This is a genomic window from Pseudomonas sp. NUPR-002 (assembly GCF_056322725.1).
This window is the reverse complement of record NZ_CM150476.1, coordinates 2,338,564-2,363,568: the sequence shown is the minus strand read 5'-3', so window position 1 is coordinate 2,363,568 and position 25,005 is coordinate 2,338,564. Positions and strand designations below refer to the sequence as shown.

At 59.4% G+C, this 25,005-nt stretch carries 24 protein-coding genes; 13 read left to right on the top strand and 11 right to left on the bottom strand.

The window, feature by feature from the left end; genetic code table 11:
• Nucleotides 1-30: 30 nt before the first annotated feature.
• From ACVWSC_RS10850 to ACVWSC_RS10840, 3 genes are read right to left on the bottom strand one after another with little or no spacing between them, the layout of a single operon-like run.
• Nucleotides 31-1,353: a TRAP transporter large permease gene (locus ACVWSC_RS10850; protein WP_442113627.1), complete on the bottom strand. Its 1,323-nt coding sequence runs from the start codon at nucleotides 1,351-1,353 to the stop codon at nucleotides 31-33.
• On the bottom strand, nucleotides 1,350-1,883 hold the full coding sequence (locus ACVWSC_RS10845; protein ID WP_442113626.1) for a TRAP transporter small permease: 534 nt from the start codon (nucleotides 1,881-1,883) through the stop codon (nucleotides 1,350-1,352). The genes ACVWSC_RS10850 and ACVWSC_RS10845 overlap by 4 nt, the downstream gene beginning before the upstream one ends.
• Nucleotides 1,884-1,888: 5 nt before the next feature.
• On the bottom strand, nucleotides 1,889-2,908 hold the full coding sequence (locus tag ACVWSC_RS10840; protein WP_442113625.1) for a TRAP transporter substrate-binding protein: 1,020 nt from the start codon (nucleotides 2,906-2,908) through the stop codon (nucleotides 1,889-1,891).
• A gap of 345 nt (nucleotides 2,909-3,253) precedes the next feature.
• On the opposite strand from ACVWSC_RS10840, the gene ACVWSC_RS10835 reads away from it, so the two are divergent.
• Nucleotides 3,254-4,510 (top strand): OprD family porin, encoded by a 1,257-nt coding sequence (locus ACVWSC_RS10835; protein ID WP_442114288.1) that lies wholly within the window; start codon nucleotides 3,254-3,256, stop codon nucleotides 4,508-4,510.
• An 85-nt stretch (nucleotides 4,511-4,595) separates the two neighbouring features.
• On the opposite strand, the gene hpaA is transcribed toward ACVWSC_RS10835, so the two are convergent.
• Together hpaA and hpaR are read right to left on the bottom strand one after the other, a co-directional pair.
• Complete coding sequence (hpaA, locus tag ACVWSC_RS10830; RefSeq protein ID WP_442113624.1) at nucleotides 4,596-5,495, bottom strand: 4-hydroxyphenylacetate catabolism regulatory protein HpaA; 900 nt, start codon at nucleotides 5,493-5,495, stop codon at nucleotides 4,596-4,598.
• Complete coding sequence (gene hpaR / locus ACVWSC_RS10825) at nucleotides 5,495-5,917, bottom strand: homoprotocatechuate degradation operon regulator HpaR (RefSeq protein WP_442113623.1); 423 nt, start codon at nucleotides 5,915-5,917, stop codon at nucleotides 5,495-5,497. The genes hpaA and hpaR overlap by 1 nt, the downstream gene beginning before the upstream one ends.
• Nucleotides 5,918-6,147: 230 nt before the next feature.
• Here hpaR and ACVWSC_RS10820 point away from each other — a divergent pair, with 230 nt between their 5' ends.
• From ACVWSC_RS10820 to ACVWSC_RS10765, 12 genes are all read left to right on the top strand, one after another.
• Nucleotides 6,148-6,804 (top strand): fumarylacetoacetate hydrolase family protein, encoded by a 657-nt coding sequence (locus ACVWSC_RS10820; protein ID WP_442113622.1) that lies wholly within the window; start codon nucleotides 6,148-6,150, stop codon nucleotides 6,802-6,804.
• Between the two features lie 10 nt (nucleotides 6,805-6,814).
• On the top strand, nucleotides 6,815-7,579 hold the full coding sequence (locus ACVWSC_RS10815) for a fumarylacetoacetate hydrolase family protein (protein WP_442113621.1): 765 nt from the start codon (nucleotides 6,815-6,817) through the stop codon (nucleotides 7,577-7,579).
• 25 nt (nucleotides 7,580-7,604) lie between these two features.
• Nucleotides 7,605-9,065, top strand: a complete 1,461-nt coding sequence (gene hpaE / locus ACVWSC_RS10810; RefSeq protein ID WP_442113620.1) for a 5-carboxymethyl-2-hydroxymuconate semialdehyde dehydrogenase — start codon at nucleotides 7,605-7,607, stop codon at nucleotides 9,063-9,065.
• Between the two features lie 117 nt (nucleotides 9,066-9,182).
• Nucleotides 9,183-10,106, top strand: a complete 924-nt coding sequence (gene hpaD / locus ACVWSC_RS10805) for a 3,4-dihydroxyphenylacetate 2,3-dioxygenase (RefSeq protein ID WP_442113619.1) — start codon at nucleotides 9,183-9,185, stop codon at nucleotides 10,104-10,106.
• 74 nt (nucleotides 10,107-10,180) lie between these two features.
• Nucleotides 10,181-10,591, top strand: coding sequence for a 5-carboxymethyl-2-hydroxymuconate isomerase (locus ACVWSC_RS10800; protein WP_442113618.1), 411 nt, complete (start codon nucleotides 10,181-10,183; stop codon nucleotides 10,589-10,591).
• Nucleotides 10,592-10,599: 8 nt separating this feature from the next.
• Nucleotides 10,600-11,403, top strand: a complete 804-nt coding sequence (hpaH, locus tag ACVWSC_RS10795; protein ID WP_442113617.1) for a 2-oxo-hept-4-ene-1,7-dioate hydratase — start codon at nucleotides 10,600-10,602, stop codon at nucleotides 11,401-11,403.
• A 23-nt stretch (nucleotides 11,404-11,426) separates the two neighbouring features.
• Nucleotides 11,427-12,227 carry a 4-hydroxy-2-oxoheptanedioate aldolase gene (gene hpaI, locus ACVWSC_RS10790; protein WP_442113616.1) on the top strand — a complete coding sequence of 267 codons (801 nt, stop codon included), beginning with the start codon at nucleotides 11,427-11,429 and terminating at the stop codon, nucleotides 12,225-12,227.
• A 205-nt stretch (nucleotides 12,228-12,432) separates the two neighbouring features.
• Nucleotides 12,433-12,870, top strand: a complete 438-nt coding sequence (locus tag ACVWSC_RS10785) for a hypothetical protein (protein ID WP_442113615.1) — start codon at nucleotides 12,433-12,435, stop codon at nucleotides 12,868-12,870.
• A gap of 18 nt (nucleotides 12,871-12,888) precedes the next feature.
• Nucleotides 12,889-13,311 (top strand): PaaI family thioesterase, encoded by a 423-nt coding sequence (locus ACVWSC_RS10780; RefSeq protein WP_442113614.1) that lies wholly within the window; start codon nucleotides 12,889-12,891, stop codon nucleotides 13,309-13,311.
• 93 nt (nucleotides 13,312-13,404) lie between these two features.
• On the top strand, nucleotides 13,405-13,920 hold the full coding sequence (locus tag ACVWSC_RS10775) for a sigma-70 family RNA polymerase sigma factor (protein ID WP_442113613.1): 516 nt from the start codon (nucleotides 13,405-13,407) through the stop codon (nucleotides 13,918-13,920).
• On the top strand, nucleotides 13,917-14,843 hold the full coding sequence (locus ACVWSC_RS10770; RefSeq protein WP_442113612.1) for a DUF4880 domain-containing protein: 927 nt from the start codon (nucleotides 13,917-13,919) through the stop codon (nucleotides 14,841-14,843). Before ACVWSC_RS10775 ends, ACVWSC_RS10770 begins: the two co-directional genes overlap by 4 nt.
• Nucleotides 14,844-14,928: 85 nt before the next feature.
• Complete coding sequence (locus tag ACVWSC_RS10765; protein WP_442113611.1) at nucleotides 14,929-17,139, top strand: TonB-dependent receptor domain-containing protein; 2,211 nt, start codon at nucleotides 14,929-14,931, stop codon at nucleotides 17,137-17,139.
• Between the two features lie 81 nt (nucleotides 17,140-17,220).
• Here ACVWSC_RS10765 and ACVWSC_RS10760 read toward each other — a convergent pair whose 3' ends face one another.
• The 6 genes from ACVWSC_RS10760 to ACVWSC_RS10735 all read right to left on the bottom strand — a co-directional run bounded on the left by ACVWSC_RS10760 (nucleotide 17,221) and on the right by ACVWSC_RS10735 (nucleotide 24,964).
• On the bottom strand, nucleotides 17,221-18,753 hold the full coding sequence (locus ACVWSC_RS10760; RefSeq protein ID WP_442113610.1) for an RCC1 domain-containing protein: 1,533 nt from the start codon (nucleotides 18,751-18,753) through the stop codon (nucleotides 17,221-17,223).
• A gap of 694 nt (nucleotides 18,754-19,447) precedes the next feature.
• Entirely contained in the window at nucleotides 19,448-20,164 is a 717-nt protein-coding gene (locus tag ACVWSC_RS10755) for a glycosyltransferase family 25 protein (RefSeq protein WP_442113609.1), read from the bottom strand.
• Nucleotides 20,165-20,233: 69 nt separating this feature from the next.
• Entirely contained in the window at nucleotides 20,234-21,604 is a 1,371-nt protein-coding gene (locus ACVWSC_RS10750; RefSeq protein WP_442113608.1) for an oligosaccharide flippase family protein, read from the bottom strand.
• Nucleotides 21,605-21,767: 163 nt separating this feature from the next.
• On the bottom strand, nucleotides 21,768-22,154 hold the full coding sequence (locus ACVWSC_RS10745; RefSeq protein WP_442113607.1) for a hypothetical protein: 387 nt from the start codon (nucleotides 22,152-22,154) through the stop codon (nucleotides 21,768-21,770).
• A gap of 289 nt (nucleotides 22,155-22,443) precedes the next feature.
• Nucleotides 22,444-23,454, bottom strand: coding sequence for a hypothetical protein (locus tag ACVWSC_RS10740; RefSeq protein ID WP_442113606.1), 1,011 nt, complete (start codon nucleotides 23,452-23,454; stop codon nucleotides 22,444-22,446).
• Between the two features lie 76 nt (nucleotides 23,455-23,530).
• A complete protein-coding gene (locus ACVWSC_RS10735) occupies nucleotides 23,531-24,964 on the bottom strand; it encodes an NAD(P)-binding protein (protein ID WP_442113605.1) in 1,434 nt (477 codons plus the stop codon).
• Nucleotides 24,965-25,005: the final 41 nt, after the last annotated feature.

Sequence of the window (25,005 nt, the reverse complement as noted above, 5' to 3'; positions counted from 1 at the left end):
TGTAGGAGCGGGCTTGCCCCGCGATAAACGCTAAAACGCCAACAACCAGAGGCTCAGCCCCGGGAAGGCTACCAGCAAGGCAATACGCAACAGGTCAGAGCACAGGAACGGCACGATCCCTTTGGCCGTTTCACCATACGGCACATCCCCGGCCGTACGCTGCACGATGAACAGGTTCATGCCCAGCGGCGGATGGATCAGCCCGATCTCCACCACCATCAGCGCGAGAATCCCGAACCAGATCGACTTGTCCGTCTCACTCATGCCGAAAAAGTCCAGGCCCATGATCATCGGGTAGAAGATCGGAATGGTCAGCAGGATCATCGCCAGCGAATCCATGACGCAACCGAGCAGCAGGTACAAACCGAGGATGATCAGCAATACCAGCATCGGCGCCAGACCACTGCCAATCACCCAGGCCGCCAGCTCGCCCGGCATCTGGGTCAGCGCCAGGCCCGAGTTGAGCAGGTCGGCGCCCAGCAGCACAAGGAAGATCATCGCCGTGGTTTCAGCGGTACCGAGCATGCTGGCGCGGAAGCCGCTCCAGCGCATACCGCCCTGCCAGACCGCCAGCACACCACAGGCAGCGGCACCGATGGACGCTGCTTCGGTTGGGTTGGCCCAGCCACCGTAGATGCCGACGATCACCACCAGGAACACACCAATGACCGGCGATACACTGACCAGCGCCTTGACCCGCTCGACCGCCGAGGCCTTGGGCGATACGGTCGCCTGGCTCTCGTCACGCGAGACCATGATGCGCAGCACGATCATGTAACCGACAATCGCCACTACGCCCGGAACGATGGCCGCAACGAACAGCTTGGCAATCGACTCCTGGGTCAGTACCGCATAAATGATCAGCGGCACCGACGGGGGAATCAGAATACCCAGCGTGCCGCCTGCGGCGACGGTCGCTGTGGCCAGACGTCCGGAATAGTTGTGCCGACGCAGTTCCGGCAACGCCACGTGGCTCATGGTTGCCGCCGTCGCCAGCGACGAGCCGCAAATGGCGCCGAACCCTGCGCAGGCGCCAATGGCCGACAGCCCCATCCCGCCTTTCCAATGGCCGATGAACGCCGCCGCACAGCGGAAGATCGAGCGCGACAAACCACCGTGGGTAGCGAACTGGCCCATCATCACGAACAACGGGATCACCGCCAGGTCGTAGTTGGACAAGCGCGAGTAGGCCAACGAGTTGAGGGTGTACAACAGGCTCGACAGGTCACCGTCGTTGATTGCCCAGAAGCACGCCGCGCCACCGACCAGCATGGTCACGCCGATATGCACCCGCAGTAACAACAAGGTCGTAGTGATGCCCAGGGCGATCAGCCCCAATACCAGACCGCTCATGCCTGCCTCCCGGCTTTACGACAGATGTCCTGCACCCGCGCCAGGGCGCACAAACCCAACAGCACCAGGCTCGGTACGATGAGCAACAAGGGAATCCACAGCGGAAACGACAACAGCGTGGTGCTGTCACCGAACTCACGGCTTTCCAGCATCTGCAGCCAGGTGCGCCAGGCCAGAATCCAGGCGGCGGCGCAGCACAGCAGGTGGCCGATGCAATCCAGGGTGTCGCGCACCCGTGCAGGCAGCCAGGAGGTCAGCGCGTCGACCTTGATGTGGGTGCCGCGCAGCTCGCACAGGGGCAGGAACGCGGCGATGGCAATCGCCGCCCCGACCTCGACCAGCTCCATGTCACCGCGCACCGGCACGGAGAACAGCTTGCGCCCGACAATCGACACCATCGACATGGCAATCAAGCCGATCAACAGCACGCCACCGGCCATGGCAAAACCCTGGGTCAGCCACAACAAGGTGCGGCGCGCCCAGCCACGATGCTGTTCAGCATCAAACTCTATGGTCAAAGATTCTTGCATGGCGATTACTGCGCCAGGCCGGAAAGGCTGCGTACATCCTGCACCAGCGCGTTGCCATCCAGGCCTTTGTCGTTAGCTTCCTTGATCCACTGCTGCACCGCCCCTGCCGAAGACGCCTGCATTTCGCTGTAGGCCTTGGCATCGATGTTCACCAGCCCCGCTGCCGGCGTGGCGGCATAGGCTGCATCCGAAGCTTTGTCCCAGGCCGTGGCAAAACGCTCCGACAACGCCTTACCGCTGTTGCGCTCGATGATTGCCTGCAAATCGGCCGGCAGGCTGTCGAATTTGCGCTGGTTCATCAGCATGGCCAGCACGGTGTAACCGAAGGCCGGCTGCCCGGCCGGGGTGACGCTGTGATACTGGGTAACTTCGTCCAGCTTGGTTGCCGGCACCACTTCCCAGGCGGCCAGGGCGCCGTCGACCACACCTTTGGAAATCGCTTCGGTCATCTGTGCCGGCGGCATGCTCACCGGGGTAGCCTCAAGGCTCTCGACGGTTTTCGCTGCGGTACGGCTCGACGCCCGCAGTTTCAGGCCCTTGAGGTCGGCCAGGGTCTGCACGGCTTTGCCACGGGTGTGCAGGCTCATACCGCCATCGCCGTGTACCACCAGCACCTTGTAGCCCTTGAAGTCGTCTTGGGCGTACTGCTCGTAGAACTTCCAGATGATCTCGTTACCGGCCTTGCCGCCATAAGGCAGGACGAAAGGCAGCTCCAGCGCCTCGACACGTGGGAATTTACCGGCCGAATAGGCAGGCGCCGTCCAGACGATATCCGCCACACCGTTGCGCGCCATGTCGGCCAGCTTGGCCGGAGTCCCGCCCAACTGCATCGAAGGGTACAGCTGGCACTTGATGCGGTCGTTGGACTCCTGACGCAACTGCTCGCACCACGGTTCAATGATGTTGGCCTGAGCGTTGGAGGTCGAAGGCAGGAAGTGGGCAATCTTGAGGGTGACGGTTTCAGCCTGAGCCGACGCCGCGCCCGCCATGGCCAGGCACAGGGCAGCAATTGTCATTGTTTTCATGGTGTTAGCTCCGTGTTGTTGTTGTGGCCACGCTGGCGCGATAGCTCTGAGGAAGCGCAATACGTTAATAAGTTAATTTTTTGGCTGAGATTGTCAACCACTATGCGAGCAGGCTGCGGGATTCAGCGCTCGCTACGCTGCGTCAAAAAAATCTTCTTAGTCGTTTAATTTCAATGATTTATCGATTAAAAAAGGCAAAAAAAGGCCTTTTAGATCTTTTCGTCTCATGAAAAATACTATTGTTAATAACTTAACAATATGGCTACATGATATGGGCACGGCCCAAGGACCCAATGCCGTTTCGACACGCCAACACCAATCCTAGAGACAAGAACAATGATCAGGATGCCCCGCACTACCCCGGCACTCGTCTGCCTGTTCGGTACCGCCTGCGGCTTCAGCCAGGTGGCAACTGCCGACTTCTTCAGCGACACCAAAGCCAGCCTCGAAGCCCGCAACATGTACATGAACCGCGATTTTCGCCAAAGCAACGCGCCCCAGGCCAAGGCCGAGGAATGGGCGCAAGGCTTTACCGCGCGGGTTGAGTCAGGGTTCACCGAAGGCACCCTTGGCTTTGGCCTGGACGCTATCGGTGAAACGGCGATCAAGCTGGACTCCAGCCGTGACCGTCGCGGCACCGGCCTGCTGGCCTACGGCGCCGAGAGCCTGGAACCGGAAGACACCTACAGTGAACTGGGGTTGACCGCCAAAGTGCGGCTGTCGAAAAGCGTATTGAAAGTCGGCACCTTGCAGCCGCAACTGCCGGTAGCGGCCTACAACGACACGCGCCTGCTCTCCTCCACTTACGCCGGGACCCTGCTCAACTCACAGGAAATCGGCGGCCTGACTCTCAACGCCGGGCGCCTGGAAAAGATCAACCAGCGCGACTCGTCGAGCAATGACGAGATGAACTACAACGGCGTCGAAAGCGCGCACCTTGACCTGGCGGGCGGCAGCTACGCGCTCAACCCGAGCCTGATCGTCAGCTATTACTACGCGCAGATGGACAACATCTATCAGCAGCACTTTGCCGGTCTGGTGCACAGCGCCACCCTGGCCGAGGGCGTTACCCTGAAAACCGACCTGCGCTACTTCGACACCGGTGAAAGCGGCGACCATCGCTATCGCAGCGCCGGGCGCGTGGATGCCGGCCGTATCGACAACCGCTTCTTCAACGGCATGCTGACCCTGGGCATCGGCGCGCACAAGTTCGGCGCGGGTTACCAGAGCCTGTCCGGTGATGGCGACTTTGCCTTTCCGGGCCTTGACCCGTACTCGGTCAACCTGGTGACGGTCAACACCTTCACCAAAGCCGAGACCGATGCCTGGCAAGCCCGTTACGACTACGACTTCGCTGCGCTTGGCGTACCCGGACTGTCTTTCATGACCCGCTACGTCAACGGCCGCAACATTGAAACAGCGAGAGTCAGTGGCGGTAAAGAATGGGAACGTGACACCGACCTGGTCTACGCCTTTCAGTCCGGCACCTTCAAAAACCTCAACATCCGCCTGCGCAACGCCACCTTCCGCTCCAGCGCCGGTTTGACCTCGGATATCGATGAGAACCGCATCATCATCGGCTATACCCTGCCGCTGATGTGATGTGTAGGAGCGGGCTTGCCCCGCGATGCGATGTGACTGACAAATCGCTATCGCGGGGCAAGCCCGCTCCCACCGGACAGCAATTTCACAGGGTTCGGCTGCGCAAGCGGTACTCGCCGGGTGTCACGCCAGCATGGCGGGTGAAAAACCGGCTGAAGTACGCCGGGTCTTTGAAGCCAAGTTGATAGCAGATTTCGTTTACCGTGCTGCCGGTAAACAGCAGCAGGCGCTTGGCCTCCTGCATCAGCCGTTCGAACACCAGGCGCTTGGAAGGCATATCGGCGATGCGCCGACAGACATCATTGAGCCGCGCCTCGGTCACCCCCAGCAATTGTGCGTACTGGCTGAGCGGTAAATGCTCAAGGTAGTGCGCCTCGATCTGCAAATTGAAACGCTGAAAAATCTGCAAGTCTTCGCTGCGCGACGCTTGCGCCGTCAACGACCGCGCTGACAGGCGCAGCAGGCTGATGAAAATCAACCGCGTCAGCGCCTCCAGGCTCAACGCCCGCCCAGGCTGGCTGGCGGCGAACTCACTGCGCAATTGATCGAACAACAGGTTCAGCCGCGCCACCTCATCGGCATACGCCTCATCAAGATCGCCCACGGCCACACAGATCGGCGCAATGCGCGCCCCCGCTGCCAGGCCAACGCTCTCTTCCAGCAGCGGCCAGACCAACTGCTGGCTGACCGTCAGCACATGACCATCACTTTGCGCATCGGTGACAAAGGCATGGGCAACGGTCGGCGGCGTCAGGAAGAACATCGGCCCTTCCTGCAGGTAACGTTGGTCGTCGAGGTACACCCTGACCGTGCCACTCTTGACGTAATGCACCTGGAAAAAACGGTCGTGCCGGTGCACCGGCATGTTCCGGCCGAAAAAGTCCGCCAGCTTACCCAGTGCCTCGTAGTGCACCTGGGCATCGGCGTAGCGCTGGTCGTAGGCCTGGCCGATGTGGATGTTGGGGATGGGCGGCCGGGCTGCCATCAGTACTTGATCTGCTTCAACTCATCGAGCAGGCCAAGCAGCAACTGCAGCTTGTCTTCGCCGAATTGCTCAAGGATGCGCTGGTAATTGCGTTCCATGTCTTCACTCATGGACACAAAGCACTGCTGGCCCTTCTCCGTCAGCCCCACATGCACGCGGCGCTGATCCTGCGGCGATCGCCAGCGGCGCACCAGGCCATCACGCTCCATGCGCGTCAGCACGCCGGTCATGCTCGGTTTGAGGATGCAGGCCTGCTCGGCCAGCTGATAGCTCTCCAGCTCTCCGTTCTGGCGCAGGATGCGAATGATTCGCCATTGCTGCTCGGTCAGGCCGTGCTGGTTGAGCGAGGGGCGAAAGAACCCCATGGCCGCTTCACGCGCTTGCAACAGGGTCAATGTCAGTGAGGGACGAGGTACAGGCATAACGGGATCGGCTCTCCGGCCAAATAAAGGAAACAGTGAATGATTTAAACAACAACCTTGAAGCGACGCAAACCGGCAATTGCGAGCTGCGATGTCATCCATGGCTTGACCATCGTTAACATATTAATTATAACATTAGCATGTTAACAATCTCCCGGCGACTGCCCTCCCCGCAGAGCATCGCCCAACGCTATCAACGGGGTCTGCCCCGCCCGATCCAGGAGTGAAGCATGCGTCGCGCCACCAGCGAAATCGCCAACGGCAGCCTGTTTGGCATTGCCTTGAACTACCAGGGCCTGCTGCAAAGCCGTTTGCCCGAGTTCAATCAGCCGCCGTACCAGCAACCACCGGTCAAACCGGTGCTGTTCATCAAAACCCCCAACACCCGCAATGGCGATGGCCAGGCGGTGGTTGCGCCCAGCGGCGAGCGCTTGCAGCCCGGCCCGGCGCTCGGTGTGGTGATCGGCAAAGACGCCAGCCGCGTCAGCGTCGAGCAGGCCTTCGACCATGTAGCCGGCTACCTGATCGTCAACGAATTCAGCCTGCCGGAAGACAGCTACTACCGCCCGGCGGTGAAAGCCAAGTGCCGTGATGGTTTCTGCGCCTTGAGCGACGAAGTCATCCCAGTGAGCGACGTGGCCGATGCGCACAACCTGACCCTGAGCCTGCTGGTCAACGGCCAGGTGCGTCAGGAGAACACCACCGCCAACTTCGTGCGCAGCATTCCCCAATTAATTGCCGAGCTCAGCGAGTTCATGACCCTGCACGCCGGCGATGTGCTGATCACTGGCACCCCGGAAGGCCGGGTCGATGTGCAACCCGGCGACCAGGTGGTCGTCGACATCAGTGGCCTCGGCCGCCTGACCAACACCATCGTCGCGGAATAAGGAGAAACCGATGAAACACGCCCGCATCCGCTACGAAAACCAGGTGTATGCCGTCACCGTTGAAGCCGACAACGCCGTTCGCCTGCCCGACGGCCGTCTGCTCGGCGAAGACCAGGTGCAATGGCTGCCGCCGGCCGAAGGCAGCATGTTCGCTCTGGGCCTGAACTACGCCGACCATGCCGCAGAACTTGCATTCAAGGCACCGACCGAGCCTCTGGCATTCATCAAGTCACCCGGCACCTACACCGGCCACAACCAGGTCACCTGGCGCCCGGACGACGTCAAGTACATGCACTACGAGTGCGAACTGGTGGCGGTGATCGGCAAGCCGGCGCGCAACGTCAAGCGCGAGGATGCCCTGAACTACCTGGCCGGTTACACCGTGTGCAACGACTACGCCATTCGCGACTATCTGGAAAACTACTACCGGCCCAACCTGCGGGTTAAGAACCGTGACTGCACCACCCCGGTCGGCCCGTGGATCGTCGATGCCGCCGACGTACCCGATCCGTCGAAGCTCACCCTGCGCACCTGGATCAACGGCGAGTTGAAACAGCAAGGCAGCACTGCCGACATGATCTTCGACATCCCCTACCTGATCGAATACTTCTCCAGCTTCATGACCCTGCAGCCGGGCGACATGATCGCCACCGGTACGCCCGAAGGCCTGGCCGATGTCGTGCCTGGCGATGAAGTGGTGGTGGAAGTCGAAGGCGTGGGCCGTCTGGTCAACCGCATCGTCAGTGAAAGCCAATTCTTTGCCGCGCGCGGCTAACCCCAGAACACGAGAGACACACAGCATGATCAAGCATTGGATCAACGGCCGCGAAGTCGAGAGCAAAGACACCTTCACCAACTACAACCCGGCCACCGGCGAAGCCATTGGTGAAGTGGCCAGCGGCACGGCCGAGGAGATCAACCTGGCAGTGGCCGCTGCCAAGGAAGCCTTCCCGAAGTGGGCCAACACCCCGGCCAAGGAACGCGCAAAATTGATGCGCAAACTCGGTGAACTGATAGACCAGAACGTGCCGCAACTGGCCGAACTGGAAACCCTCGACACCGGCTTGCCGATCCACCAGACCCGCAACGTGCTGATCCCGCGTGCGTCGCACAACTTCGATTTCTTCGCTGAAGTCTGCACACGCATGGACGGCCACAGCTACCCGGTCGACGACCAGATGCTCAACTACACCCTGTATCAGCCAGTGGGTGTGTGTGGCCTGGTGTCGCCGTGGAACGTACCGTTCATGACCGCCACCTGGAAAACCGCGCCATGCCTGGCGCTGGGCAACACCGCCGTGTTGAAGATGAGTGAGCTGTCGCCGCTGACCGCCAATGAGCTGGGCCGCCTGGCACTTGAAGCCGGTATCCCGCCGGGGGTGCTGAACGTGGTGCAAGGCTACGGCGCAACGGCCGGTGACGCGCTGGTGCGCCACCCTGACGTACGCGCCATCTCGTTCACTGGCGGCACCGCCACCGGCCGCAAGATCATGCAGTCTGCCGGCCTGAAAAAATACTCGATGGAACTGGGCGGTAAGTCGCCGGTGCTGATTTTCGACGACGCCGACCTTGATCGCGCCCTCGACGCCGCGCTGTTCACGATCTTCTCGCTGAACGGCGAGCGTTGCACGGCGGGCAGCCGCATCTTCATTCAGGAAACGGTCTACGACCAATTCGTCGCCGAGTTTGCCGCCCGCGCCAAACGCCTGATTGTCGGCGACCCGACCGACCCGAAAACCCAGGTCGGTTCGATGATCACCCAGGCCCACTACGACAAGGTCACCGGCTACATCAAGATCGGTATCGAGGAAGGCGCCAACCTGCTCGCCGGTGGCCTGGAACGCCCGGCCAACTTGCCCGCGCACCTGGCCAAAGGTCAGTTCATTCAGCCGACCGTGTTCGCCGATGTCGACAACCGCATGCGCATCGCCCAGGAGGAAATCTTCGGCCCGGTGGTGTGCCTGATCAAGTTCAAGGACGAAGCCGAAGCCCTGCGCCTGGCCAACGACACCGAATACGGCCTGGCCTCGTACATCTGGACCCAGGACATCGGCAAGGCCCACCGCCTGGCCCGCGGTATCGAAGCCGGCATGGTGTTCATCAACAGCCAGAACGTGCGCGACCTGCGTCAGCCATTCGGGGGCGTGAAAGGTTCGGGTACCGGTCGTGAAGGCGGCGAATACAGCTTTGAAGTGTTCGCCGAAATCAAGAACGTGTGCATTTCCATGGGCAGCCACCACATTCCGCGTTGGGGCGTGTGAGGTTGCACTCGCAAGAGTGACCCGACCAGGTTTATAACCCGGTAAGGGTCGCCAGTTTCCTGCGTGCAGACCAATCACAAGAACCAGGCCCTGTGGGGCCACGCTAGGAGAAGTACCATGGGCAAGCTTGCTCTGGCAGCCAAAGTCACCCACGTCCCCTCGATGTACCTGTCCGAATTGCCCGGCCCGCGCCAGGGCTTTCGCAAGGCGGCCATCGACGGCCATATCGAAATCAGCCGGCGTTGCCGTGAGCTGGGCGTCGATACCCTTGTGGTGTTCGACACCCACTGGCTGGTGAACGCCAATTACCACATCAACTGCGCCCCGCACTTCAAGGGCCTGTACACCAGCAACGAGTTGCCGCACTTCATCAGCAACATGGAGTACGAGTTCCCCGGCAATCCGCAACTGGGCAAGATTCTCGCCGAGGCCTGTAACCAGTTTGGCGTCGAAACCATGGCCCACGATGCCACCACTCTGGCACCGGAGTACGGCACCCTGGTGCCGATGCGCTACATGAACGCCGACCAGCACTTCAAGGTGGTCTCGGTGTCGTCGCTGTGCACGTCGCACTACCTGAACGACAGCGCACGCCTCGGCTGGGCCATGCGCAAGGCGGTCGAAGATCAGTACGACGGCACCGTGGCGTTTCTGGCTAGCGGCTCGTTGTCTCACCGTTTTGCCCAGAACGGCCAGGCGCCGGAATTCGCCACGAAGATCTGGAGCCCGTTTCTGCAGAACCTCGACGAACGCGTCATTCAGATGTGGGAAAACGCTGAGTGGGAGGCATTCTGCGCGATGCTGCCGGAATACGCCGCCAAAGGTCACGGCGAAGGCTTCATGCATGACACCGCCATGCTCCTGGGGGCGCTGGGCTGGTCGCAGTACGACGCCAAAGCCGAAGTGCTGACCCCGTACTTCGCCGCTTCCGGCACCGGGCAAATCAACGCGGTGTTCCCGGTCACCCCGCAAGACGGCAGCAGCCTGCCGCCGGCGCAGGCCTCCAACCCGAGCGGTGTGGCCTCCGCCAGCCGTCTCTGACCCAAGCCCTACAGGATCACCGTTCGCGCACTGGCGAACGGTGAGCCGGCTGATCATTTCGCAGGATAGTCACCATGCCCCACTTGGTACTGCTCTACACCCCTGATCTCGAACAGCAGGTCGATATGCCCGGCCTGTGCCAGGCCCTGGCCGACAGCATGCTGCAACAGCGTGACGAAAGTGGCAAAGCCGTATTCCCCACTGGCGGCACCCGTGTCCTGGCCTACCCGGCGACGCACTGCGCGGTGGCCGACGGCAAGGGCGACTACGGATTTCTCTACGCCAACCTGCGCATGGGCGCCGGACGCACGTCCGCCGTGCACCAGGCGGTGGGCGACAGCCTGTTGGCAGTGCTGCGCGCCCACCTCGACACCCTCCTGCAGCAACGCCCGCTGGGCATCACCCTGCAGATCGATGAAAGCCCAGGCCAGGTCTACGACGGTAAACACAGCAGCCTGCATCCCCTGTTCAACAAGACGCTTTGAGGTTTCCCATGCTTGACGCCACGCTCATCCAACAGGCCGCTGCCCGCCTCGACACCGCCGAACGCTCGCGGGAACAGGTACGCCAGTTCTCCCTCGACTACCCCGAGATCACCATTGACGATGCCTACGCCATCCAGCGCGCCTGGGTTGCCGCGAAGATCAAGGGCGGGCGCAAGCTGGTCGGCCACAAGATCGGCCTGACTTCGCGCGCCATGCAGGTGTCGTCGAACATCACCGAGCCGGACTACGGCGCCCTGCTCGATGACATGCTGTTCGATGAAGGCAGCGACATTCCGTTCGAGCGCTTCATCGTGCCGCGCGTAGAAGTCGAGCTGGCGTTCATTCTCGGCAAGCCGCTGAAAGGGCCGAACGTCACCGTGTTTGACGTGCTCGACGCCACCGAGTGGGTGATCCCGGCGCTGGAAATCATCGACGCGCGCATCCAGCAGATCGACCCGCAGAGCAAAGCCACACGCAAAGTCTTCGACACCATCTCCGACAACGCCGCCAATGCCGGTGTGGTCATGGGTGGCCGTGCGGTACGCCCGACCGAGATCGACCTGCGCAAGGTACCGGCGGTGCTCTATCGCAACGGCGTGATCGAAGAGTCCGGGGTGTCCGCTGCGGTGCTCAACCACCCGGCTAAAGGGGTGGCGTGGCTGGCGAACAAACTGGCGCCTTACGACGTCACCCTCGAGCCTGGGCAGATCATTCTCGGCGGCTCCTTCACCCGTCCGGTCGCGGCCAGCCCCGGCGACACCTTCCACGTCGACTACGACATGCTCGGCAGCATCGCCTGCCGCTTCGTCTGAGCCACCCTGCGAGAAGTGCCGTTATGCAAATGCCCCTCAACACCTTCAAACAACGCTTGCAGTCCGGCGAGGCGCAGATCGGATTGTGGCTAGGCCTGGCCGACCCCTACTGTGCGGAACTGGCGGCCAATGCCGGTTTCGACTGGCTGCTGATCGACGGCGAACACGCGCCCAATGACTTGCGCGGTATGCTCGGCCAACTGCAGGCCGTAGCGCCTTACGCCGCGCAAGCCATCATTCGCCCGGTAGTCGGTGATACGGCGCTGATCAAGCAGATCCTCGATATCGGTGCGCAGACCTTGCTGGTGCCGATGGTCGAAAGCGCCGAGCAAGCCCGTGAGCTGGTGCGCGCCATTCATTACCCGCCCAACGGTGTCCGTGGCGTCGGCAGCGCCCTGGCCCGCGCCTCGCGCTGGAACAGCATCCCTGGCTACCTGGACCAGGCGGACGAGCAGATGTGCCTGCTGGTGCAAATCGAAAACCTTGCAGGCTTGGCCAGCCTCGATGAGATTGCCGCGGTTGATGGGGTTGATGGCGTGTTCATCGGCCCGGCCGACCTCAGCGCCGCCATGGGCCATCGGGGTAACCCCGGGCATCCTGAAGTGCAAGCGGCCATTGAAGATGCCATCGTGCGCATTCAGAAGGCTGGCAAGGCGGCCGGGATTCTCAGTGCCGACCAAGCGCTGGCGCGTCGCTATATCGAGCTGGGCGCGCGCTTTGTCGCCGTTGGCGTAGACACCACCGTACTGATGCGCGGTTTGCAGACGCTCGTCAGCGCCTTCAAAGACGCACCGCTGCCCACCACGGGAGGTGGCGTTTACTGACGACCGGTGGGGGGGAATTGTCTTGCACCGCCTGTGGGAGCGGGCTTGCCCCGCGATTGCGGTGTACCAGTCACACTGCCTCGCGGGGCAAGCCCGCTCCCACAACAAGCCTGCTCCTACTGCACCTGATATTTCTGCCAGTAGACCGCCCTGCCCGCACGAACCACTATAGGCCAGCACGCTCAACCCTAACCGGAGTCTGGCGATGACCCTGTTAACCTGGCTCGCTTTAAGCGCCTACCTGTTGGCCTTTTCAGTCGTCGCAGCCTTCGCGACGATCTACCTGACCCGCGCGCAGTTCATGCCTTATCACAGCCAAGCCGTAGCCCGTCCCTGGAGTGAGCTGGACCCTCGCGTCCAGCTGCTCATGCTGGCATTCATGAGAATCGTCGGCTGGGCCTGGCTGGCGGCAACCTGCGCGGCGCTGATGTTTCTTTACCTGGTGTTCTTTGAGTCCCCCGGACTCCTGCAACTACTGGGGTTTCAAGGATTCTGTCTGCTGATGATAGCGCCGGTCATTGCTGTCAGTGCCCACGTGCACCGGCAAACCGGTGCCAAAACACCGTGGCTGGCTGGGGTACTGGTAGCGCTGCTGACGATTGCGGGCTTTGTCTTGGCCCTGCTTACCGGGCATCACCCATGAACAACAGAGGGGCTACACATGGACCGGGAAAATCTGTTCTGGCGGATGCTAGAGGGCAAGCTCCCGCTACCCAACGCGGCCGACTTGCTCGGATGGTCGTTCATCGAATACGAAGATAAACACCGGCAAATCGAAGTTTCGTTCAACGCACCTGCCGCCCTCACCAACCCATTGGGGATGATTCAAGGCGGTATGATTACCGCCATGCTGGACGACACCATGGGCCCTGCGGTGTATGCCAACCTGGAACAAAATCAGGTAGCGCTGACCGTCAAGCTGAACACCTGCTTCAAGCAACCCGCCAAGCCGGGCCCTATCATCGGCGTTGGCAAACTGGTCAAGCGCGGGCGTAAGTACTGGTACACCTGCGGCATGCTCAAAGACACTAACGACAATATCCTGGCAACGGCCACCGCCACGTTCAAAATCGTCCGGCTGTAGGAGCGACAGTGCCATCAAGGCTTGGACAAAGCAGGGCGATAACATTCATAATGAGACTCGTTTTCATTAGCATGCCTGCACCAAGGAGTTTCGGTGCCCCTAGCCTTGTCCTCTGCGCGTCGTCAGCAACTACACGACCTCTACACCGATCATCACGCCTGGCTGCTGAACTGGCTGCGTAAGCGTCTGCAGCATCGCGAAACCGCGGCAGACCTGATGCAGGACACCTTCGTGCAACTGCTTGGCCGCCCAGGCGCGGGCGATGATCTGCAACAGCCCAGAGCCTGGTTGACCACGGTGGCCAAGGGCTTGATGGTCGATCGCTTGCGCCGCCAACGCCTGGAACAGGCTTACTTGCAGGTGCTCGCCAGCCAACCGGAAGCATTCGAAATCTCCCCTGAAGAGCGTCTGCTGTTGCTTGAAACCCTGGTGCGCATCGATGCCCTGCTCGATGGCTTACCGCGTAAAGTACGCACGGCGTATTTGCTCTCGCGTCTGGAGGGCATGGCCTACCGTGATATCGCCGCGCAGCTTGGGGTGTGTTTGAGTTCGGTGGAAAAATACATGGCAACCGCCATCCGCCACTGCTACCAGGCGCAACTGCCATGAGCGCCAGCCAAGTGAATGACGATGCGCTGGAACAAGCCATCACCTGGATGGTGCGCCTGCGCTCTGGTGAAGCGCCACACGATTTGTGGCAGGCCTGTTGCCACTGGCGTAGCGCAAGCCCCGAACATGAAGCCGCCTGGCAGGCATTGCAGGCCAGTGAGGGCGCGTTCGAGTTACCGACGGCCCAGGCCCGCATTGTTAGCCAGGCCTTGAACGATGCGCAGCGCTCGCCGGTTTCCCGACGCAATGCCCTGAAACTGCTTGGTCTGTTCGGTGCCAGCTGGCTGTTGCTCGATACTCCACCCCCAGCACCCGCCGCTTTTGCTACCGCTGTCGGCCAGCGCCGCCATATCAACCTGAGCGAACACACCCAGCTGTGGCTCAACACCGACAGCGCTATTGATCGCTCAGGCTTTGATGTCGGCCTGCAGCACGGCCAGATCCAAATCGCCCATCGCGCACCAGGGCTTGCGCCCTTGCAGGTGCGCAGTGGTGAACTGTTGCTGCACACCCGTGCTGCCCGTTTCGACCTGCAGCGCCTGGGCCAACAGCAGCGCCTGGCACTGCTGGAAGGCCATGCCGATGTGCGCATTGCCGACCATGCTGTGACCCGCGTGAGCGCGGGGCAGCAATGGCTGGCCAATGCACACGGCTTGCAGGCCCTGACGGACACCCACATGACCCCTGGCACCTGGGTGCAGGGACGCTTGGTGGTCAAGCGCATGGCCCTGGCGCAGTTGGTCGAGGAATTGGCGCGCTATCGCCACGGTTGGCTGCAGTGCGCCGCCGAGATTGCCAACCTGCCAGTGTCGGGCGTTTTCCAGCTCGACGATATCGAGCGCACGCTGGATGTGCTCAGCGCCTCGCTGCCAGTAAAAACCCAGCGCCTGACCCGCCTGTGGGCGCGAATCGTGCCCGCCTGAATTTTTTTACGTCGACGATTACGGGTTTGCGCGCGTCCTTCGACAAACGAGAAAAACACACCGTTTTCGAAGGAGCTTCACGTTCATGCAACATCGCAAACACCGCCTCGCGCTCGTGCTCAACGCTGCCCTGGCCGCAGGGGCACTGTGTCTGCCAGGTACCAGCACGTTGGCTGCCAGCACTGCATCAACCTACAACGTTCAGGCGGCAACGCTGGAAGACGCACTCAGCCAGTTCGCCCAGCAAGCCGGCATCACCCTGCCCCTCGATCCTTCGCTGCTGGCAGGCAAGCAGGCACCCGCCCTCAGTGGTGAATACGAAGTCAAACAGGCACTCGATCGCCTGCTGCAAGACAGCGGGCTGAAGGCCCGTCAGGTCGGCACGCAGATCTGGGCGCTGGAGCCCGCCAACAGCACCGCCCTGAACCTGGACAACATGGTGATCACCGCCACCCAGACCGCGCACAGTGAACTCACCGCGCCGGCCAGCGTCAGTGTGATCAATCGCGAGCAACTGCAGCAGATGCAGGCGCTGGACCTGTCTGAAGCCGTGGCCAAGGTCCCCGGTGTGAGCATCGCTGCGTCGTCCACCTACGGTCGCCACAAGATCAAGATGCGCGGCCTCGACTCCGACTACACCCTGCTGCTGGTCAATGGCCGGCGCATCAACTCGCGTGACGCCCTGACCAGCAACTACGCCAACGACTTCGACCTCTCAGCCATTCCCCTGAATGCGGTGGAGCGTATTGAAGTCATCCGTGGCCCGATGTCATCGCTGTATGGCGCTGACGCCATGGGTGGGGTGATCAACGTGATCCTGCGCCGCCCGGGCAACGAGGCCGAGGGCTCGCTGAGCTACAGCTACCATCACACCCCGTCTGGCGAGGGCGGTGATGTGCACAACAGCACGATCTACACCGCCGGGCCGCTGATCAAGGACCGCCTGCTCGCCAACCTGTTGCTCGATGGCAGTGACCAAGCCGCGTGGAAGTCGAGCATGACCTCGGACGACCGCGCCCACGCCCGCGAGCAGCGGCAGAACTGGGCGCTGATGTCCAACCTGATCTGGTTGATCGACGACAGCCAGGACCTGGAGATGGACTTCAGCGCCCGCAACGACCAGCGCGACGGTGTGTGGAACAACTCCGGCGTCAACTTCCCGCGTAACCAGCAGGAAATGGAACGCTTCACTTTTGGCCTGACCCACAACGCCCAGCTGGAAGGTGGCAACACCCGCCTGCGCTACTACCACGAACAGGTCAACCTCAACGACGACTCGCAACTGACCACCAGCCTGCGCGGCATGGTCGGTGATGTCCGTCAGCGTAACCAGACTGTCGACGGTCAGATCAGCGGCGAACTCGATAACCACCTGTTGACGGCTGGCGCCGAGTATCGCCACACCGTGCTGGAGCACAACCAGAACCTCAACAATGGCGAGAGCACTGACTTCCAGCGCGCCCTCTACCTGCAAGACGAGATCGGTCTCGGCGACCTGCGCCTGACCCTCGGCGGGCGCCTGGATGATCACAAGTCGTTCGGCTCCGAGTTCAGCCCACGGGCCTACGCGGTGTATTCACTGACCGATGAATGGGTGGTCAAAGGCGGTGTCGGCAAGGCGTTCAAGGCCCCGAGCATCAGCCAGTCCGACCCCAGCTATGCGATTGCCGCCTGCCGCGGGCGCTGTGTGGTGGCCGGTAACCCGGACCTGAAGCCGGAAACTGCAACGTCCTACGAAATCGGCACGATGTACCAGAGCGAAACGCTCGAACTGGGTGCCAACCTGTTCTACAACGACATCAAGGACATGATCCTCGCCGACGGCTGGCGACGTGGCCACACGCCTTCGGTGCTGACCTACTACAACGTCAGCAGCGCCCGCACCCAGGGTGTCGAACTGTTCTCCACCACGCAACTGAGCGACAGCCTGAAGCTGACCGCCAACTACACCTACACCGAAGCCGAAGACCGCGACACCGGTGAAGAGCTGCGCCAGGTGCCGAAACATACCGGCAACGCCGACCTTAACTGGCAAGTGAACCAACGCTGGCAGGCGCAACTGGGCTACCAGTACATCGGCAGCCAGGTGTTGCGTAACACCATCAACAACACCGACGTCGACAGCGCCGCCTATCACCTGGTCAACCTCGGCAGCCAGTATCAACTGACCCCGCAATTGAGCCTGAACGGCGGCGTGAAAAACCTCGGCGACACCAAACGCGACTCGGCCGCGCGTGACAGCGACTACATCGAGCTGAGCCGGACCTTCTACGCCGGTTTCACCCTGGCGTTCTAACGCAACCCTCCAGCGATACCCACCCACGCTGAAAGGTATTGCCGTTCAGCGTGGGTTACCTGGACAGCTACTGTCAGCTCATCATGCTCGAGCCACTTCTTTACTGTTCCGAATCGCTTCTTTCACCGCTTCCTCTGTCGCAAGGTAGCTCACACAGCCATCCAACTCCCCACGCACTGCCGAAAGATCACCGCCAGCGTCCGGATACCCCCAGGCAATCACCCGGCGATCTTCCCTCAAGGCAACGAAGCCATGGGCGTTGCGGTAAATCGCCTGAATGTTGTAAAGCTCAGTATCAACGTCTTTGGTATCGCCACCTAACCTCCAGTCGCCCCAAACCCTTACCTGGCCGTTGCGGCGCAACACGGCGAATGCATGCGCTGAGCCTGTCACCTGCACAATGTCGGTGAGCGCAGCAATATCAGCCGGCACTTTTCCCCCATCCTTGAAGCCGTTCACCCCGCTATTACCCCAGGCAACTACCGAGCCATCGGATTTGACCGCAGCGAATGCGCCCTCGGTGGAGGCCATCTCAACAACATTCTCCAGGGGCTTTATCTCCTCCGGAATCTCCCCACCAAAATACTGATCACCCCACGCATAGAAACGTGTGGATTCCTCCTTCTTCTGTTTGACCACAAAAGCCTGGGGGTTGGCGCAGAAGATCTCGTCGATGTCTGTTAGCTGGTCGACCTCTTTGCTGACCACACCACCGGCACTCTCGTCCCCCCAAGCGACGACCTTTCCATCAACCGTGAGGTCGCGACACAGTGCAGCAAAGCCCTTTGAGCTGCTTTTGATATCAACAATGTTAATCAGACCTTTGATCGCGTCCGGTAAGTCAACGTACTCCCCCCAACCCACAACCGACCCTTTTTTCTCGTCCGGCGAATATAAAACCGTCACGGAGGTAGAGCCGAGCGCCACCTTTTTGATGTTAGTCAGATCCGCATACTCTGAGGGAATCTGACCTCCCCAATTTGGATGACCCCAAGCGACCATGCTTGCTTCATTCAGAGCAATAAATACATCGCCGCCGCCAATCACCGAGGTAAAAGACTGTTGTGACGGTACGTCGCGCATATCGCCGCCAAATTCTTCATTGCCCCACTTACCCCAGGCATGTACCTGGCCAGTACGCCTACGTACGGCAAAAGCACTGGTGGTACTACTCACCTCGACAACATCAGACAGCGCCTTCACCGCATCACTCACCTGACCGCCAAAGCTTGGGGTGCCCCACCCAACCACGCGGCCATCATCGCGAAGCGCAACGAAAGCACCATTGCCCATTTTGTCGTCACTCTCACCAGCAGTACCGTTGCCAATGATATTGGCTGGATTGAGGTACAACCTGTCTTCACCAAAGCGTACTTCCAAGATCAAATGCGGTTTACTGTCCAGAAAACGTTCTTCGTTTTCCCAGGTATTGTCTCCGATGTATTGCCACTGAGCTTTCAACGGTTCGCCTTTTGCATTAAAAGCACTCAGGTGACGAGGCGATCTCGATGTTGCGTAGGTACTGCGATCAGAACGGGCGCCAAGGACTTTCAACGCCTTGGGGCTGGCCGTCGCACGCATATCCTTTGCTACATCTTTTTCTGATAACGTCATGATTACCACCCTCTTCATTGAACATACAGGTGGCACTGATTGAATACTTACCGAACGCTGTTTTCTACTGGCATTTTTATCAGGTCGCGAGAACAGAAAACACACTTCCGATGTTGGATGCATCAATCAGGAATGCTGTCTACTGACAAAAATATCAGCCATACAAAAATAGAGCCAAACGACGATATTTATTAATACCAGACGCTCGAATTCAGGCGCTGTAGAAATAAACACTCAAAAAATTGTGATAAGCCAATGCAACTTATGGATTTTTCGCAGCCGTCTACTCTGATCATTCGAACACTTAACGCACACCGGCTTTTTGCCAGTAGCTAAGGGGGTCAGTGTCCACTCGTCGCATTTTCATCCTCGACAGTCAAATTTCCATCTCTTCTGGCGTGACGCTTGCACAAGCGGCCCCCAGCAGCCCGAAAAGACGTAATTCTGACGCAGCCGCGAACAAAATTAACGTTTAAGGGCACTTACCAAGCGCCTGCTCAGTCATCGGAGATGTAACGTGTCAACGCTCAATGAAATCGCAATGAACCACGCGAGAATGGTCAAAAGGCTGGCGGAGGAATCGATCACCGTGCACCCACGCCAGCCTCTCGTGGTGGGTGCTATCGAGGTTTCATCGATTGATACGCCGCCCCACCTGCCGCTGCACTTGCTCATCGAGGGCGCAGATTACACGCTAGCGGATAGCCCGCAGGCCTCTGGCCTTTAACCTTCGTAGCAGGGTCATCAGCGGTCGCAGCAACGCCGACCTGTCCATGAACGACAGGTCATGCAGGTCCGTCCGCGAAGGCCGTTGATAACCAAGGTTCCAGGTAAAGTAATACGCCCGCACGTCTTTTTGACTGTGGATTAGGGTATTGAGCGCCGCATCGTAATGCATCGGCCCGCCATCAGGATGCCCAGGCGGGCGTTGCAGCAGTTGCAGCAGAAAGTCCCTCAGCCGCTCGATGCACCGGCCGTTTACTGCATAGAAATGGCTCAGGTGCACCGGCTGATCGACCACTTTCCAGGCGGGTGAGCTTGAATCGCCGTCGAACGGGTGGCCGAAGTAGACGATGTCCCAGTCCATCCCTTCCAGCGCGGCGACGGCCTGTTTTCCATAAGTGGCGATGCACTTGGAAAACTGAATGTCGTCTTCCATGATCAGGATGTTGTTCAGGTTTGAACGGACGGCCTCTTCCATGATGCCGAGATGGCTCATAAAGCAGCCTCTGGCGCCAAGACTCGGAAAGCCCTCCAACTCAGTAGGGGTGACGGCCTCAAAAAAAGCGGTTTTGTCGTTATCAATGTGAAAGCCGTTGCGAGTGAAATCCTCGGTTGTTTCTATACGACGGTCCTTTCTTGACGAGATATTGATGATTCTTGCTCGATCGAAGTAGTCGATCACATTCATCCGTCAGGTCCTCTGCGCAGGCGTTAAGAGCAGTTTGGTTGCAGTATAGGAATCATTCCTTGAACGTGGTCAGGCAAACAGCCTGGTTATCACCCACCCAGCGCAGGCACCAATCGCCAGCGAAGGCAACACCACCAGTTCGCGCTTCCAGTCCAATAGCCCCAACTGGCGATTGACCTTGAAAATAAGGAACAGCGTTGTGTAGGTATGCAAGGCAACGCCCCACAACGCCCAGGTCACCCCACCGATCGCCAACAGCAACGGCATTAAGGTGAACAGCGACACCACCCGAATGATGTTGTCGATGGCCACGTACTTGGTCAGGCCAAGAGCCAGCCAGACCTGATGTGCCAGGCTGTAGCGCAAGGTAAAGAACGACAGCGAAAGGATCGCCATCATGTTGCCCGCGCCGGCATAGCGTGCGTCGTACAGCCAACCGATGATCAACGGGCTGGCGGCAAGCAGAAACCCACAGGTAAACAGCGACAGAAAGTCGAACACCAACCTGAAATTGAAGTACAGCGTGCGCAAACGTTCTTTGTCGTCTGCCCGGGTTGCTTCACTGAAGGCGGGCAACACCACAGCCCCCGCCAGGCGCTGCAAACTTGACTGGAACGTGGCCAGCATACTCACGGCAATGGAATAAACCCCAAGCTCCGCCACCGTCATGCTGCCGCCGAACCAGATCCGGTCGCCCTGCATGGCTAGCACACCGACGGCGGACGACAACAGGATCCAGCGGCCATAAGCGAGCATCTCGCGCCAAGCTGCCGGGTCCCATTGCAAGCGGTTGTTGGGGCCCTGGAACATGGCATGGCTGAGAATGGTAAACACGAATGTGCTGACCAGCCCCGATGCCACCAGCGCCCAGATGGAGCGCGTCAGATAGCCCGCCACCAGCATTACCACCAGGCCAACAAGCTGCACGATCAGTTCCGCAAGCACCACTCGCTTTTGTTGGAAGGCGCGAACGGCGACATCGACTTTGGTCGACTGAAAGCCGTGAAAAATCGCGAATAAGCCGGTGATCGCCAACACCAGCGGCAACTCTGGAACCGCATAGGTGGAATGCGCCGGCCACAAGCCAATGTGCTGGGTGAACCAGCTACCGAGCGCCAGCAACTGCATGATGAAAAACAAGCCAAACCCGCGAATGATCTGCACAGACCACACGGTATTGAGAAACAGCGGATCGTCGCCCCGTGGGCTCTGGATAATGTTTTGCCGTAGTCCAACATCAGACAGCAACAGCAGCAGCACCGAAACAGTGGTGGCAATCGCCATTACCCCAAACATTTCCGGCACCAGCAATCGGGTAATGACCAGATTGCCACCCAGCCGTATCAGCTGGGAGGCCAGAATAGCTACGATATTTAACGCTCCTGCCCCGATCACCCGCTTACGCAGGCTCTGCGGTGACGACAACTCAATCGAAGGCATAGCACCCTCTCTGGCCTTATTTAAGAAATGACTATAGTCACAATCTGCCACCCTGCCGCACAGATTGCTCAGCCCCGAATCTGTGGGCATAAAAAGCCCAGCGCAAGGCTGGGCTGGAAGCACGCGGTTGGCCGATATCGTCGTGCTTTACTGCCGGTCCTCCCTAGGCTCTGGAGCACATGAGCGCCGCATCCAGCAGGCGACCGTGGTCGTACCAGGCATCGCGTTGATAAGCCGAATAGTGGTGCTCTACACCACTGCTTTTGATTTCAACAAGCCCCGTGGCCTGGTTGGGGTCGGTGCTATCGACGAAGAGTTGAAGCGCGTTGTTTTCCTGCTGCGTATAGACCTTGGCGCCTTTGGGTAGCTCACTCTGCACACACCCCAGATAACTGGAAGGATTGTTCACGGTGGTGCCCGAGGTGTTGTCTTGCCCCATGCGGATATCAGGATTGTGTGCACAACCGATTAGGAAAAGGCCAATGAATAACGAGGGGATAAAACCGCTTAAGATCGACTTGAACGCCACTACTTCTGCTGAACGTTTCATGCAAGAACCCTCCGATGTCCCCCTGCAAAAATGGATATCAAGAGAGCAAACCAGCGCGATTGCTAAAGGCGATTACGTTGAACCTGCCATGGCTTGCAACAGCGTTGGAGTAGTGATCATGAATATGCGCTGACCACGATGGACTCAGCGCTTTATCCAATCAGGCTAGTGCGTTTGGGGTCGTTCAAGAGAACAGTTGCGTCTAAACGTCATAGCGAACTGCTTTAACAGCGCCTGACTTTCGTTCAGCGCCATGATGGCTGCCTCTCCCTCTGTCAGGTGCCCGGCGTCATTGGGCTTTCCCGGAGGCTGAGCGGATCGTTGATCGATCATAGAGCCGGTATTGCATTCCTCGTGCTAAACGCAATATTTTTGCAACTATCTTGTTCGTACTCATGGAACCGGAGTCATTTTGTTCATGAGCCGCCAAGTAGTTTGTCAGCCAGTTCGCAAATTCTGGACGCTCGATAACCAGTCTTTGCAAAAACTCCTCGCGATGTGGATGCTCCATGGATCGGGAATAGTGCACGATGGATGATTTAGCCATGGAGGGCGCAGCAGCAGGACCGCTGATCAAGCCTTGAAACACCATGTTGTGCTGATCAGGCGTCAACTCACGCCACTTCAGGCCCAGACGGGCGACAATCGGGCTTAGGATCACTTGGTCTGCGGTAAAAAACTGTCCTTCTGGTGTCGCCAGTTTGCTCCGCAGCAGCGTCGAAAAAGCTGAATAATAGGCATCAGCGAGACCACTGCCGCGTTTCCACGAGAACAGGCCGGAATTAAAGTAAGCCAGCTGCTCTGCGCGTCGGCCATCGGTGGCGAGCCATGGTACATCGTCCAGAGAAGTGCCGAGCACCTGGCAGACGCCGCGCCAATAGGGCTCATAGTGCGCGTCACCTTTGAACATTGCCGGCGGCAACCATTCGCGCCTGGCGCTGAACGCCTCTTCACCGTTCAACAACAGGCCATTGGGCTCGCCCAGTACGAAAATATCGCTGTCTATCCATGCAATAGTGTCTGTTTTAGCCAGCCGCTCGGCGATTTGAACGGCAACTACCTTGTTTGTGTAGTTGAGCCAGGGATGCAGATTCTCGCCGTCTTTGGCGTCAACAAACTCTACATTCAGTCGCTCGAATGCTCGAAGCGTCGAGGGTGCCAGCGCCGGTCCCCGCCGTCCTTTGACCGCTAGCACTCTCGACGATGAGAGGTTGCCGCCAAATGCCCTCAGCGACTCCACCATTAGCAGTGTTTGTTGTTCGAGACGGCCGTATTCGACGCAACATACAAAAGTCAACATGCTGGCATCTACCTTTAAACAAAAGTGAACGCACGAGTAATGATTAGTGAGCAAAGCGTAGCAGCAAAATGATTGCTCAAGGCCTGTGCGCTGAATCCGCCACCGCCTGCAAGAGCCTGGGTAGATTGTCCAAGGCTTGTCGGCGGGTTTGAGCGAATCGATTCAAAACCGCCAGTTTTTGCGGATCGCCCTCTTGCAGGGCTTTCATGACGGTGGGTAACAGATGCAAATGGCACCGCGCCAGCCAACTGGACAACCCGGCATGGTGTTTCCATTGCCGTTGATTATCGAGGTACGCGGCCCACATTTTCAGCCAGTCTTGCGGTGAGCGAGGCGGAGGGACAAACCCGCACAGTTGGTTCATCTGCACTTCATCAGTGAGGTGACATTCCACATAAGCGATAAGCGCGGCGCTGAACAAGATCTGGTAACTGCTGACCGTCAATAAATTGATGCGCTTGCCATCAAAGGCTTTCAGACTGCCTTCAGCAATCACCGGTACCGCGCTGGCGCTGCAGTCAACGTAGAGGGCATCGGGATTTGCGCCGATGCTGCCGTGCTCGAGGGATATGCTACCGGCCTCAATAGCGACTACCCGGCCCAAACGCACAACATCATGTATGCGCCGCAGTGCATTCAATTCAGCCTGGGTGATGGTCGCCGCACGAAAGGCTGTGGGAACCACAGATTCGTCGAGGCGCAGCAGTTCACCCGCACGTTCAAGCCTGAGGAACAGGTCGGCAATCGAGTCGGCAGCGCCAATTGCCTCGAACTGGTTGGCAAGGCTGCCGATTGTGCGCACTACATTTTCCAGACCCGGCTGAATATTGGCGCGGTCGAGAAACCAGCAATCGTTGGGGATGATCCATTGAATCTGTGTCGGTGGCACGCCATTGTGCAGCAGCCACAAACAGGCATCGATGCCGGTCTTGCCGCCCCCTACCACTACGTATTTCGGATAGGGCTGCCCTACTCTGATCAGGTCGTTCAACGGAATGCAGCGCACGCCCGGCGCTACCTGGTAACGCGGTGGGTGGGTGGAAGGTACGGCGGTCTGGGCGATCGTTGCATCCACTACTTTTTTGCGCACCTGCACTGCATTGCTTTGGCCGGAAAGCATCGAGCTAACACAATGGCTCTCCGTACGATCCCCCTGGTAGTTGTGCATCGGCAAATAATGCACCCGCCCAGACGGCAAGAAGCGCTGGTGCATCAACTGGTCGAAGTAACTGACAATTTCGGCACCCGTCGCCAACTCATACAAGCCGCCGCCCCATTCGGAGTCGTCCTTTCGGCCTGAGCCAAGTTCGCGCGAGTTAACCCCGTAGAAAGCAGACGGCTGATGCAAGCGGACAAACGCGTACGTATCGTTCCAGTGCCCGCCAGGCTGGGCGTGGCGATCGACCATCAGGACATGGGCATCGGATTCATCAAGCAAAGTATCGACAAAGGCCATCGCAGTGGCCCCTGCGCCGATTACCAGATAATCCGTCGCTAGGATGGTGTTCATGGATACAGACTCTTTTCCATCCATTCAGGCTAGTACGCTTA

Excerpts from the sequence above, each read along its gene's own strand:
- ACVWSC_RS10740 (WP_442113606.1), bottom strand. The coding sequence starts at position 23,454 with ATGTTGACTTTTGTATGTTGCGTCGAATACGGCCGTCTCGAACAACAA.
- ACVWSC_RS10815 (WP_442113621.1), top strand. The coding sequence starts at position 6,815 with ATGAAACACGCCCGCATCCGCTACGAAAACCAGGTGTATGCCGTCACC.
- ACVWSC_RS10765 (WP_442113611.1), top strand. The coding sequence starts at position 14,929 with ATGCAACATCGCAAACACCGCCTCGCGCTCGTGCTCAACGCTGCCCTG.
- ACVWSC_RS10735 (WP_442113605.1), bottom strand. The coding sequence starts at position 24,964 with ATGAACACCATCCTAGCGACGGATTATCTGGTAATCGGCGCAGGGGCC.
- hpaA (WP_442113624.1), bottom strand. The coding sequence starts at position 5,495 with ATGGCAGCCCGGCCGCCCATCCCCAACATCCACATCGGCCAGGCCTAC.
- hpaE (WP_442113620.1), top strand. The coding sequence starts at position 7,605 with ATGATCAAGCATTGGATCAACGGCCGCGAAGTCGAGAGCAAAGACACC.
- ACVWSC_RS10745 (WP_442113607.1), bottom strand. The coding sequence starts at position 22,154 with ATGAAACGTTCAGCAGAAGTAGTGGCGTTCAAGTCGATCTTAAGCGGT.
- ACVWSC_RS10780 (WP_442113614.1), top strand. The coding sequence starts at position 12,889 with ATGGACCGGGAAAATCTGTTCTGGCGGATGCTAGAGGGCAAGCTCCCG.
- hpaH (WP_442113617.1), top strand. The coding sequence starts at position 10,600 with ATGCTTGACGCCACGCTCATCCAACAGGCCGCTGCCCGCCTCGACACC.
- ACVWSC_RS10750 (WP_442113608.1), bottom strand. The coding sequence starts at position 21,604 with ATGCCTTCGATTGAGTTGTCGTCACCGCAGAGCCTGCGTAAGCGGGTG.
- hpaI (WP_442113616.1), top strand. The coding sequence starts at position 11,427 with ATGCAAATGCCCCTCAACACCTTCAAACAACGCTTGCAGTCCGGCGAG.
- ACVWSC_RS10840 (WP_442113625.1), bottom strand. The coding sequence starts at position 2,908 with ATGAAAACAATGACAATTGCTGCCCTGTGCCTGGCCATGGCGGGCGCG.
- ACVWSC_RS10835 (WP_442114288.1), top strand. The coding sequence starts at position 3,254 with ATGCCCCGCACTACCCCGGCACTCGTCTGCCTGTTCGGTACCGCCTGC.
- ACVWSC_RS10770 (WP_442113612.1), top strand. The coding sequence starts at position 13,917 with ATGAGCGCCAGCCAAGTGAATGACGATGCGCTGGAACAAGCCATCACC.
- ACVWSC_RS10755 (WP_442113609.1), bottom strand. The coding sequence starts at position 20,164 with ATGAATGTGATCGACTACTTCGATCGAGCAAGAATCATCAATATCTCG.
- hpaR (WP_442113623.1), bottom strand. The coding sequence starts at position 5,917 with ATGCCTGTACCTCGTCCCTCACTGACATTGACCCTGTTGCAAGCGCGT.
- ACVWSC_RS10820 (WP_442113622.1), top strand. The coding sequence starts at position 6,148 with ATGCGTCGCGCCACCAGCGAAATCGCCAACGGCAGCCTGTTTGGCATT.
- hpaD (WP_442113619.1), top strand. The coding sequence starts at position 9,183 with ATGGGCAAGCTTGCTCTGGCAGCCAAAGTCACCCACGTCCCCTCGATG.
- ACVWSC_RS10800 (WP_442113618.1), top strand. The coding sequence starts at position 10,181 with ATGCCCCACTTGGTACTGCTCTACACCCCTGATCTCGAACAGCAGGTC.
- ACVWSC_RS10760 (WP_442113610.1), bottom strand. The coding sequence starts at position 18,753 with ATGACGTTATCAGAAAAAGATGTAGCAAAGGATATGCGTGCGACGGCC.
- ACVWSC_RS10785 (WP_442113615.1), top strand. The coding sequence starts at position 12,433 with ATGACCCTGTTAACCTGGCTCGCTTTAAGCGCCTACCTGTTGGCCTTT.
- ACVWSC_RS10845 (WP_442113626.1), bottom strand. The coding sequence starts at position 1,883 with ATGCAAGAATCTTTGACCATAGAGTTTGATGCTGAACAGCATCGTGGC.
- ACVWSC_RS10850 (WP_442113627.1), bottom strand. The coding sequence starts at position 1,353 with ATGAGCGGTCTGGTATTGGGGCTGATCGCCCTGGGCATCACTACGACC.